The 11006-nt window shown below is 59.7% G+C and carries 10 protein-coding genes and 1 pseudogene; 3 read left to right on the top strand and 8 right to left on the bottom strand.

Features of this window, described 5'->3' with window-relative positions:
• Both EN955_RS20775 and EN955_RS20770 read right to left on the bottom strand, forming a co-directional pair.
• The coding region (locus EN955_RS20775) for an ArdC-like ssDNA-binding domain-containing protein (protein ID WP_127223446.1) at window positions 1-631 on the bottom strand (631 nt) is incomplete at its 3' end.
• Window positions 632-2046: 1415 nt separating this feature from the next.
• Window positions 2047-3033, bottom strand: a pseudogene (locus EN955_RS20770) (cation:dicarboxylase symporter family transporter); the annotation flags it as partial.
• 707 nt (window positions 3034-3740) lie between these two features.
• On the opposite strand from EN955_RS20770, the gene EN955_RS20765 reads away from it, so the two are divergent.
• Window positions 3741-4130 (top strand): hypothetical protein, encoded by a 390-nt coding sequence (locus EN955_RS20765; protein ID WP_024505560.1) that lies wholly within the window; start codon window positions 3741-3743, stop codon window positions 4128-4130.
• A gap of 190 nt (window positions 4131-4320) precedes the next feature.
• Here EN955_RS20765 and EN955_RS20760 read toward each other — a convergent pair whose 3' ends face one another.
• Both EN955_RS20760 and EN955_RS20755 read right to left on the bottom strand, forming a co-directional pair.
• Window positions 4321-4560: a hypothetical protein gene (locus EN955_RS20760; RefSeq protein ID WP_024505561.1), complete on the bottom strand. Its 240-nt coding sequence runs from the start codon at window positions 4558-4560 to the stop codon at window positions 4321-4323.
• A gap of 295 nt (window positions 4561-4855) precedes the next feature.
• Entirely contained in the window at window positions 4856-5326 is a 471-nt protein-coding gene (locus tag EN955_RS20755; RefSeq protein ID WP_245265413.1) for a hypothetical protein, read from the bottom strand.
• Window positions 5327-5925: 599 nt separating this feature from the next.
• Here EN955_RS20755 and EN955_RS35505 point away from each other — a divergent pair.
• Complete coding sequence (locus EN955_RS35505; protein ID WP_032899751.1) at window positions 5926-6174, top strand: DUF6074 family protein; 249 nt, start codon at window positions 5926-5928, stop codon at window positions 6172-6174.
• Between the two features lie 366 nt (window positions 6175-6540).
• Here EN955_RS35505 and EN955_RS20745 read toward each other — a convergent pair whose 3' ends face one another.
• The 4 genes from EN955_RS20745 to panB form a co-directional block, all read right to left on the bottom strand.
• A complete protein-coding gene (locus EN955_RS20745; RefSeq protein WP_024505563.1) occupies window positions 6541-7173 on the bottom strand; it encodes an acyl-homoserine-lactone synthase in 633 nt (210 codons plus the stop codon).
• Window positions 7174-7265: 92 nt separating this feature from the next.
• Window positions 7266-7985, bottom strand: a complete 720-nt coding sequence (locus EN955_RS20740; RefSeq protein WP_024505564.1) for a LuxR family transcriptional regulator — start codon at window positions 7983-7985, stop codon at window positions 7266-7268.
• A 98-nt stretch (window positions 7986-8083) separates the two neighbouring features.
• Window positions 8084-8992, bottom strand: coding sequence for a pantoate--beta-alanine ligase (panC, locus tag EN955_RS20735; RefSeq protein ID WP_024505565.1), 909 nt, complete (start codon window positions 8990-8992; stop codon window positions 8084-8086).
• Window positions 8989-9825, bottom strand: coding sequence for a 3-methyl-2-oxobutanoate hydroxymethyltransferase (gene panB / locus EN955_RS20730; protein ID WP_024505566.1), 837 nt, complete (start codon window positions 9823-9825; stop codon window positions 8989-8991). The genes panC and panB overlap by 4 nt, the downstream gene beginning before the upstream one ends.
• A 171-nt stretch (window positions 9826-9996) precedes the next feature.
• Between panB and EN955_RS20725 the strand changes: the two genes are divergently transcribed.
• A complete protein-coding gene (locus EN955_RS20725; RefSeq protein ID WP_024505567.1) occupies window positions 9997-10959 on the top strand; it encodes a membrane protein in 963 nt (320 codons plus the stop codon).
• The last annotated feature ends 47 nt before the right edge of the window (window positions 10960-11006 follow it).

The following is an 11006-nucleotide window of genomic DNA, read 5'->3' as shown; positions in this document are numbered from 1 at the left end:
GGTGGAAGAAAGCCCGCTGCGGCGGCACCTGTATGGTGTCGCTGCCGGGCATGTAGAAGGCGCGCTCGCCGCCGATGCGAAAATCAGCGCCGGTTGCATGAATGAGCGCCTCGGCGTGCGGGACCATCTCGCGCTCAGGCAGAGGCTCGCCGGCGTCGTAAAGATGTTCGGGCAGATTATCGCACTGCGCGACATTGAAGACGGTGAAGCGCTTCAGGAAGGGCACCGCCTGCGGTTCGTCGCCATCGGTGTCGGCGCGTTGCTTTTCGTTCTTGGGAACAAAGCGGTCAGCGTGAACGATGGTGGTGCCGTGCTCGCCCTTTCTGACATTGCCGCCAAGCGAAAGCGCCTGCCGGAAGGTGAGCCAGTTCTGGCTGGGGAAACCGCGCTCGATGACCGCGCCCCACAGGATCAGGATATTGATGCCGGAATATCGGCGCTGGGTGGCCGCATTCCGCGGCAGGCCGAGGCCTGTCCTTGCCCTGCCCCACGGCTTGACCCATGGCACGGTGCCGCGCTCCAGTTCGGCAATGATGCGGTCGGTGATTTCCTGATAAAGGCTGGCGCCGGTGCGCCCGCCACTGTCTGCGCCAGCCTGTCGGCTGCCGCAACGTTTGTTGTTTGCACGCATCGTGATGTCCTCCGCTCTACAATCGCGCGCCCTCCCCGGAAGCGGGGTGGGCGGCAAAAGCGACCGGAAAGGCCCGCCGTCGGAGGCGGACTGCATCAGCAGGACCGGAACGGAGTGGAGGACCCGAAAGCGACAAGCGAAGGGTTGCGGGACGCCGCGGCGGGCCTAGAAGGGAGTGCTGCCCACCCTGCGCCAGGGGGAAGGCCACAATAGAAAGACGCCGGCCGACAGGCCGGCGACCGTCAGCAGCCGAAGGCTGCCCCGCGCCAGGGGGCGATGCCGCAGGGCCAAGACCGCCTGAGCTTGCCGAAGAAAAGCGGGCTCGGTTCACGAGCACCCGGCCAGCGACTTCAGGCGCGGGCGCTCAGGATTGTTGTTGGCGCCCACGGCAGCTGGATGACCGCAACAAGATTACGAGGAGCGACAGCAAAGCCAGCTGCCACAAACGGCACGCTCCGGCAACAACAGCGTGGCCGGTCTACAGATGCTGCCCCGCACGAGAGCCAGCACGCTTTGAGCGCGCATCGGCGATGCAAGCGTTGCAAGCTGGCCATGTCCACAAGGTCGGCGACCACTATATCGCCGACCACCAACGCGGGCGTACCGTCTAAGTGCAGACCTTTCGCGAGTGCGCGGACGCGCGCATTTCATCTGCGATGGCCGGATCTTGCATTCCCGCTTGAGCTGCTCAACGTCAAGGCCTACACGCGCTGCGATCTTGAGAGTGACCCTTCAACTGGGGGAAATCATAAGGGCGCGGTGGAATTCGTCGAACTTTCCCTGTTTTCTCGAGGCGAGTGCGGCAAAGGCTGGGAATTGGGAATCCGGTCCCAGGACCGGGAACTGTTTGATCACAAGCTTCAGATTGGGTTCATGCTTGAGGCTTTTTGGTAGTTGATATCAGCCAGTCTGCAATGCGGACAGTTGTGGTAGTCATTGAATATGACCAGAACGGCATCGCCTTGCGGGTTGCCGGCGATTGGCGAAGAAGATCGTTGTCGAATGCGCCGCTCCACTTTTGCCTGCGGTCGACCACGCCTGCCGGTGCAGGTTCGCGCTATATTGGCTCGCCAGCAAGGCGAGGAGTAAAAGAAGAGCTGCGACAGTGATGGCAGTCGGCTTAGACATGAGTCTCCAATCCATGGACGGCGTGGCAGCAACGGCCCGCCTTTTTGGTGTAAAATGGGTCGGTTTTGATCGTGCCCCGCAGTTGCTACAGGCGCACAGGTGCCGGTGCGATCTGGCGGTTTCTCAAATACGGCTTTGCGCCATCGGGTCCACCCCAATAGTTGAGCGTCGTTCGCACGGGGAATTGTGTTCACCACGCCGGGCGACTTGACCGTCCACCGCCAGAGCGCTGAACGGTCCGCTAGTGAGGCGCTCCCCGAATCGTCGTTTATCCCGCTCGCCCCGGACCGGGTGACAGCCAGCGTTGCCGCTACGCTGCGGAGAAAAACCGTCAGCGCGTGGCATTCGGACATAAGCTGATCAACGCCAAGAATAAGCCCCACGGAGGTGACCGGTGCGGCCGGAACAAGAAAGAGCGTTGCAGCCATTGTGACGAGGCCTGCACCGGTAATGCGGGTTGTTCCGTTCGAAGGGAACAATGCGACAAACAGCATGAGGATCCGGCAGCCGATCGGGAGATCAGTTTTCGTCGCTTGGGCGATGAAAAGGGCGGCGAGCATCATATTCGTGCCGTCCAGATTGAATGGAATGAGACCCACGACCGAATGCGTGGCGCCGGCCTTTTCCATCTTCTCCATGAGCGAGGCCAGCGCGGCCTCTGAGGAGGACATTGCGAGCAGCAGCTCGTCCTTGATGTATCGGACGAGAGAGAAGAGCGAGCGGCCGTTGTAGCGGCAGACCGCGCCGAACAGGACCGAGAGGAACAGGACCGAGAGGAACAAGACTTGCAGGATGTCGCCTTCCGCGAAGGCACTGGCAATCGTTGACGGGATGATGTTCATCAGGAAGCTGGTCACGGACTGCTCGTGAGCCGTGGCCACATAGCCCTTAACGGCTTCGACATCGAGCGAGGCCGGATCGATGTTGAGGCCGGCGCCAGGCTGAACGATATTCGTGACAATCAGCCCGACAACAAAAGCGAGCGTCGAGAAGGTGAGAAAATAGACCATCGCCTTGGCGGCAACTCGGCCGACCTTCTGCAGATCGCTCATGCCGGCAATGCCGGTCGCTATTGTCAGGAAGATGACAGGTACGGTGATTATCTTGACGACCTCGACGAAGGCATCGCCGAGCGGCTTCAGGCTGTGGCCGGTCTCCAAATGGAAATAGCCGATTGCGGCACCCAGGATTATGGCGGCAAGTACCTGCACGTAGGTCCGGGCAAAATGGCGCTTGCGGGGCGCTGCGATCGCGCGGGGAACTCTTGGAACCAACACCGTCTCTCTCCTTGACCGGATCGGGGTGGGGCTCCTCCCTCTCCCATGCAGTGCTCCGGTCGAACGCTGCGCCCACTTCGGCGCAAACGATGTGCCAAATAGCAAAGAGGGGAAAACGCGCAGGACCTCACGCAATGCTTGCGATTCGCTCTCCCACACTCGTGCAGTGGTTGCCTGTCGCAACTATGGAAGGCTAAATTCTTGGGAATTCCAAAGGTCGCTCTTTGCGTCGGCGCAGCTTGGCTGCCTGGAAGGTTCCCTCTTTGCCTTGCGGTCTGCGAGCAGGGTCCAGATGGTCATCATTTGGCTGCGCGCCGCACGGGGCTCGAAAGATTCAATCGAGGACGGGTCCTCTTGGAAAACGGGGGCGGCGTTGGTCAAGCCCTTCCACCCTGCTGTCCCAATGGTGTTCAGAAGCTCAGTTCACGATCAAGCGATGGATCAGCGTCATCTGGCGTTTGCGCCATCGCGCGGCGTTGCAGCGGGTCTGCCAAAGATGAGCAAGCCGCGAGGCAAGGTCCGAGACCTAGACTCCAACCTCATAGCGCGCTCGGCTCGCCTTAGGAAGGTTCGAACCGCAGCACGATCAGGTGGCGACACCGTTGGTCGGAACCGGAACCCGACGAATGATCGTTCGTGACCGACATCTGTGAACAAGCAGTATGTGTCATTGCAATCACCACCCATTGCGCGGAAATGCCCATATGGCCGTGAATGAACTGGATTTGGTGATTTTCCAGATGGCGGTGGAAAGCGTCCGCTTGCTCTCTTCAAGCTTTGATGAGAAGGCGGCTGAGATAGCCACGAGGAGCCGTGGTAGCCTTCTTTTTGACGTGCGGGTGGACGGTGACCTGGAGGTCCAGCGAGTCGCAGCCATTGGATATCCAGGCGACAAGATCGGTGTGGTGGCATTGGACCGAGAGGGCCTTGTTAGCTGTTGTTGCCTTGTCAATGGCACCTTCTCACCTTTCATTGCACCGTTGGAGAACTGGACCAGCATGCCCCTTTCGATGCAGGCCCAGATCGATGTCACAGGCTATGCGAGGCTCCTTCTGGCCGCCTTGCGAAATGCTGGACATATGCTGGACAGGTAGCATCGCCGATGATGTCTGTGATGAGATGGTGCAAACGGATGGACGAGGCGATCGCTTGCTGGCAGCTTTGGCAACAAAGCGATCGGTGAGTTCGCAATGCTGGAACACGTCCTTTAGACTCTGCAGTTAAGTTAGCGGACTACCATCTGACGAATGCCCTCTGACAGTCTGCATGGCGCGGCATGCCCTCTTAGGAATGCAGCCGTGGTTCTACACCATCGGCTGTTTTTGTGTCGAAGGGGCACGCATGAACGAAGGAAGCGGCCGCCAACAGTTCCTCCAACTCGCGTTCGGTGGCCTTGCATGCCGACATTAGTGTTCGGATGGTGCGGATCGCCTGCGCCATGGAGAGAAAGCGGACCCTTCCCCTGGAAAGGACATAGGCTTCGGCGGCTTTTTCGACGGTGACGGTGTGAAACGAATTGGTCATGACGAATTCCTCCCTGAACCCTGACCAACCCGACTTATGGCACGAATTCGACCGCCTTCAAGCCTATGTCCGATTGCGGACAATCGCTGCGATTCGTTCAAAACCGCTGATGCTTTTGGGCGACCTGGTGAAGGGCAAGGAGACGTCGGCTGAACCCGTTTCAACCCGACATGCTTCAGGCAGCGGCCAGGCCGAAATAACGCTGCTCCTCCTTGTCATAAGCGCCATGTGTGAGCTTTATCAATCCGGCACGATCGTGATCTCGCCGCGCTTGGCGTGCACCAGTCCTCGATACTCAAGCATTTGCAGGGCCGTGGTGACCCCGGGCGGTGGGCGCGAGCATGGTCGCCAGAAATTCATGCGTCGGGAGGATCTTATCTCCTTCCGCACGGTCGTGGACCATCAGCTGCCAGCGGGCCAGCCGTTCTTCGATCTTGGAGTGGCCATTGACCAGTGCCGTCCGGCATGATTGGATGAGGAACGCGTGGGCATAGTCCAGCACTGAGGTGCGAAGCGACGGGCTAATCGCAGGGCGAAGGTTTTCAACCGGCAGGCGCCAGGTATTGCTTTCCTTTCCGAGAATGACGGCAATTCCTTTCATCCCGTCATCGCCGACAATGCCGACTTCACCTTGCCGCCCGCCGGTCATGGTGGCGACCACCGACGCGATGCCCCTCTCGGGAAAATATACGTTCTTGATCGGCTGATGCGCGACCTCCAACTTGTCCTTGATGCCCGGTTCGACGTGATGCAGCGATGGTCGCAAAAGCGCGAAGTCCTGCGGGGTGAGGGCTTCAGCACCTGGTCGCGAAAGAGGGATCGGGCAAGGCTCTCTTCCAACGGGGCAAGAGCGCGTACGTCTTACTGTCGGCTGCACCGAAGTAAATGCCGGCCGATGCCAAAGCATAGGCTTCGAAACGCGCGATTGCAAAGCCCTGTCGGGGCAGTGCAGTCATGCTAGAAGTCGCGCCGCCTACGATAGGCAGCGGATGACATGATTCCCTTCTTCGGCGGCCACCAAGAACGGCTCGGGCACGCTTTAATCGTTCATACACAAGCTCGCAGGAATGTAAGCAGCGGAACAATCGGGTGATTCGTACCGCCCTGCCCTTTCAGAGATCAAGTCATTGGACGTCAATTCGGCTGGAACGCCTCGTCGAACGGCCCAGGAAAATGCAGCCGGATGAGCAATGGTGGTTCACCTTATGTGCGGTCCCGGATATGCGGTCCGGCGGCTCATCTCCCAATGGCTTGTCGATGGGGAAGTGGAACTCGTCATGTCGCCGCGAACCGTCACCGCGCTAGCGGGGCTCTTTTGAAGACGCCGGTGTTTTTCTTTGTGGAACTGAATCTGTGAGGTGATTGATGCATGAATCAAACATTTGCGTATTTCCGCTGCATCGGCGACGTATATTGGTCGAAAGTATCGCCCAGGCCCTCGAGACCAAGAACGGCGAGGCGGCGAGTGCGTTCTGGCGCTGTTCTGCCAAGAAAATGCTCATTCAATTGTCCGATGTAGGAATTGCGCCAGAGCTCGCTGCGCAGGAGGTTGGAAGCCTTCTTCATGCGGTCTTGGACGACATGGCCAACCGAACGGTAATGCACAAAGCATAGGCTCGGGCGCTGTTGGACCGCGCGTCAGCTCGGGTCCTTATCAGGGGACTGCTCCGACTGGCCGACGGTCCGGCCAAACCGGCATACCGGCAAAGGTTTGAGGTTGCGATCGCTCACGGCGGCCGGTCCAATATTCTAAGACGACCTCAGAAGCCACGTTGGCTTCTTTGGACGAAGCGGAGGGGCGCCATTTTGGCGTGCTCACGCTGGACTCCGGGTTGCGCCTACGGAAATCCAAAGTCCGGCCGCGCGAGCCAATCGACCGGAACAGTCGAAAGCTCGTGGGGGCGGGTCCGCTCACCCTCACGGCGGCGGTGGCGGCCGTGAGCAGACTTAACTCAAGTCACGGCTGAGCATCCGCAGGCGCTATGCCGATTGGATGAGAACTGGTTGCCACAACACCGGCCCGTTGAGGCGTCCCCTCCAGCGGATGCGCAAGAGACTGGCGTAGGAAATATCGAGGAAGCCGGCGACTGCCTCGGTGTTGCCGACCTGCTTGGGCTGTCCGATACGTGACAACGGCCAGGTCGCGAGACGAAGGATCCTTTCGATGCGCGTATCTGTCACCGTTACGATCCCGGAGAGATTGTTGGCCAAGCCGAATTCGATGATCCCCGCGAAGAGCTCGTAGGTTGCTTGGGCCAGGCCGCCAGCTGCCTTCGGCGCTGTCGCAGGGAGATCGAGCGCGAAACGACTACTCTCCCAGACATCGGCACTCGCAGGGACCACCATCTCATCCAGCAGCGTCGGAAACGTATCGCGCAACATTGTCGGTCCGGTGGTCGGCAAAAGGCGGACGCAGCCGCAAGTTCGCCAATCGGACCCCTTGAGAAGCAGGTAGACGGGGTTCAGGCTGTCAAACGGGTCCGTTTCCATTTCGCCTTCGGTCTGCACTTCCCAATCGAGCCGCTTCTTGAAAACCCGATACCTAAGTCCGTGCATTTCCTTGAGTTCGCTCGCAAACTCGGCGTAGCAGTCGGGTGTTATCAGCTGCATCATTGTCGTCTCCGTGCGGGATGTGTCCACGCAATCGAAGGGCAAAGCCGTCATGAATGCAGCCTGTAGACCTTTACAGCTAGACTTGGAGAGGATCAGGATCTCGCCCGAGCAGCCATCCGCACTACGGCCTGGTTGATGGTTCGCACGCCAAGCTTCGCCTTGGCGTTTTCCTGATGGAAGGTCACGGTGCGTTTCGAGACACCGAGAATCTGGCTGATATCCCAGGCCGACTTGCCGCACGCCGCCCATTTCAGGCACTCGAACTCCCGCCGGGTGAGCGTTATGCCATCTACCACGCAATCTTCGGCGAGCCTGCGCCGGGCATGGATATGAACGTTGATCGCAACCAGTTGCATTGCTTTTTCGTAGCGCGTCAGCGACCTCAGAAATGGCGGATGCGCCTCGTTGGAGGCGAAGGTCAGTGCGGCGAACCGGCCGCGATGATCATGCATCGACATGGTCAGTCCGCCGCGAATGCCGAACTCAGCTGCTTTTTCCAGGACTTCCTGCTGAGAGGTCGGCAAATAACGGTGATCGCGGTCCACACCCCAGTCGAAGGTATCCCAGCCCCGCAGTCCCCGCAGGATCACGGGATCCACGCTGTGGTAGCGCTGTTGCAGGTAATGTGATGTCCATGATGATGGATAATTCGAGATAAATCGTGGCCTGTCGCCGGAAGCGGATGGGTAGGTGAAATAAGCGAAGAGCGGAAAGTCGAACCCGGCTGCGGCGGACGCCATTGCCTCATGGAGATCGACGGCATCGACGCTTGCAGAGAGTTGCTCGACCAAGGTTTCAAATACGCGATGCATCTGCGCTTAGCGTACCTCGCGGAGGTTGCTGGAAGCCGACGGAGACGTGGTTCTAAATGATGGCCTGTCCCTGCAGGGCATACGACGCGCCGCCGTCATCACCGCAATTGCTGTGCTGCTTCCGATTGGAGAGAGCTCCGCCCACCTGACCAACTACCAATGGGTGATATTGCGACGTTATCGATGAGCCGCGTGTCGCCAAGCCAAGCCGCAGCAAGCAAGCGTGCCGGTCGGTCAAGGCTTGCTAACGATTGCAGGTCTGTTTCTCCGCGAAGCTCCAGGTATTCGAGCTCGCGATAGCCGGCAGCCAGAATTGCTGCACGCGCTTCATCAAGCGTAGGCAGGATGGGGGAGCCGCGTGCAAGCCGCTCGGCCGTATCGAGCAGGACCGATGCTAGTTTTGGGGCAATGGCGCGTTGGGCTGGGGAGAGCCGCACGTTACGCGACGATAGCGCAAGACCATCGGCTTCGCGGACTGTCGGACAGGGCACAATAGTGATCGGAATGTCGAGATCCCGGACCAAGCGCCTGACAAGCTGAAGTTGCTGAAAATCCTTTTCGCCAAAAAAGGCGAAGTCAGCGCCGGCCTGCAGGAAGAGCTTGGCCACGACCGTCGCCACGCCATTGAAATGGCCGGGCCGGAATGCGCCGCAAAGGCATTCGCTGATGCCGGACACTGAAACGGCCGTGGCGAAGCCCACCTGGTACATTTCCTCTGTGTCCGGCACATAGAGCAGATGCGTGCCCAGCAGAGCGAGCTTGGCAGCATCGTCGCTTTCCGTCCGAGGGTAGGCAATCAGGTCGGCGGGGCTGTTGAACTGCTTGGGGTTTACGAACAGCGTTACGATCACCCGCTCGGCCCTTTCGAGCGCCTTCCGCACGAGGCTCAGATGCCCGTCGTGCAAGGCTCCCATGGTCGGCACAATACCGATCGTGGCACCCGAGCGACGCCATTGCGCAACGACGCCGCGCAGCTCGCTCACGGTTCGAGCGATCGGCACGCTCATGTGAAGTCACCGGCCTTAAAGGCGTTGACATAGAGATGTTCGACCGCCGGAAAGTGCCGGTTCCGCACATCGGTGGCGTAAGCGGCGATTGCCGCCTCAGCCTGCTCACCGAGCTCGGCATAGCGTTTGACGAACTTCGGCCGAAATGAGGTGAAGAGCCCGAGCATATCGTGGCTCACCAGAATCTGGCCGTCGCAAGCTGGCGAGGCACCGATGCCGATTGTGGGTATGTCGATATCGGCGGTTATCTGCCGTGCAAGCTGCTCCGGTATCTTTTCCAGCACCAAGGAGAAGGCGCCCGCTTCGGTTACCGCCCTGGCGTCGCGCCTGATCCGCTCTGCATCGGCTCCCCGGCCCTGCACACGATAGCCTCCAAACGTGTTTACCGCCTGCGGCGTCAGGCCCACATGGGCCATGACAGGTACGCCGCGCGCGGTAAGGAAGCGGATGGTTTCCGAGATGGTCTCGCCGCCCTCGATCTTTACCGCTGAACAACCGGTCTCACCCATCACGCGCGCAGCGTTGCCGAAAGCGTGCTCTGGGCTTTCCTCATAGGAACCGAAGGGCAGGTCGACGACCATCAGCGCGTGTTCAAGGCCGCGCCGAACGGCCTGTCCGTGCATGATCATCATGTCGAGCGTGACCCCCAGCGTCGACGACAGGCCGTGCAGCACCATGCCGACGCTGTCGCCGACAAGAACGATGTCGCAGTGGCGATCGAGCAGCCTCGCGACCGGCGTGGTGTAGGCCGTCAAGCATACAAGTGGCGTCTGGCCTTTTCGCGATCGAATATCTGGAGGAGTCATCCCTTTTATCTCACCAGCCGCGCTCAACCGAGGCCCCTTCCCTTACGTTACCAACAGCGGGTGTCGCGTTTGGCATATTTTTGTGCGACTGCGAAGAGCTAAAAGCAGCGCTTGAGTACTCCGGTGTTGACGTGCTGGCTGCCAAGGTTACATTCAATCGATTAAGGCGCTCCGTTGGGCCAACCCGCTTTCGCAAACATGGATCCTCAGACAAGAAGAACCAAGAAAGGCAAAGCCGCCGTCAAAGCTGACGAAGCCAAAGTGGACCTGACTGCCGTCGTGGTCGCCGTAAACGACAGTGAGCCCTGTGTCCTCACAGTCGGTCATGCGGACACCCTCCCTTCTGGACCTTTTGCCCTTGAGCATCGATCACTGCAGTCGGGTTTGAGGGGGTGGGTGGAGCAGCAGACCGGCCATGCACTTGGATACATCGAGCAACTCTACACCTTCGCCGATCGCGATCGCATCGGCACTGAGCGCCACCAGCGCGTCATCTCAATCAGCTATCTCGCATTGACCAGGAAGGAACAGGCAACGAACTCGGCCGCGTGCGGCTGGCAAAGTTGGTACGAATATTTTCCCTGGGAGGACCACCGCTTCGGCACGCCGCCTGTGCTGCTCGATAGATTGCGGCCCCGCCTGATTGAGTGGGCCGGCGGCGCCAGCGAGCCGACCACTCAACGCGAGCGCCGGCAGCGCGCTGCGATAGCCTTCGGCTTCGACGACCGCCATTGGAACGAGGAACTCACGCTCCAACGCTACGAGTTGCTCTATGAAGCTGCTCTGATTGAGGAGGCCGGTGGCGGCAGGGACGCGATTGCGGCCGCGGCTGGCAAACCAATGGTCGCTGACCACCGTCGTATTCTGGCAACCGGGATCGCGCGGCTGCGTTCGAAGATCAAATACCGGCCGGTCGTGTTCGAGCTTATGCGGCCTTCCTTCACGCTGCTGCAACTGCAGCGAACCGTGGAAGCTTTGGCTGGCAGGCTGATCAACAAGCCGAACTTCCGGAGATTGGTCGAGCAGCAGGAACTTGTTGAGGAGACCGGGGAGACCTCCCTCGACACAGGCGGACGACCGGCGAAGCTTTATCGCTTCCGGCATGCCGTCCTCGACGACAGGGCTATCGCCGGGACAAAATTACCGCTGGCGCGGGCTTGACATACTTATAGTCAAGGTAGATATATTCCCTTATTGTCAAACCGAAT

The organism is Mesorhizobium sp. M7A.F.Ca.CA.001.04.2.1 (assembly GCF_003998485.1).
GTDB lineage: Bacteria > Pseudomonadota > Alphaproteobacteria > Rhizobiales > Rhizobiaceae > Mesorhizobium > Mesorhizobium ciceri.
Note: the sequence above shows the minus strand (reverse complement) of the source record. Positions and strands in the feature narration are given on the sequence as shown.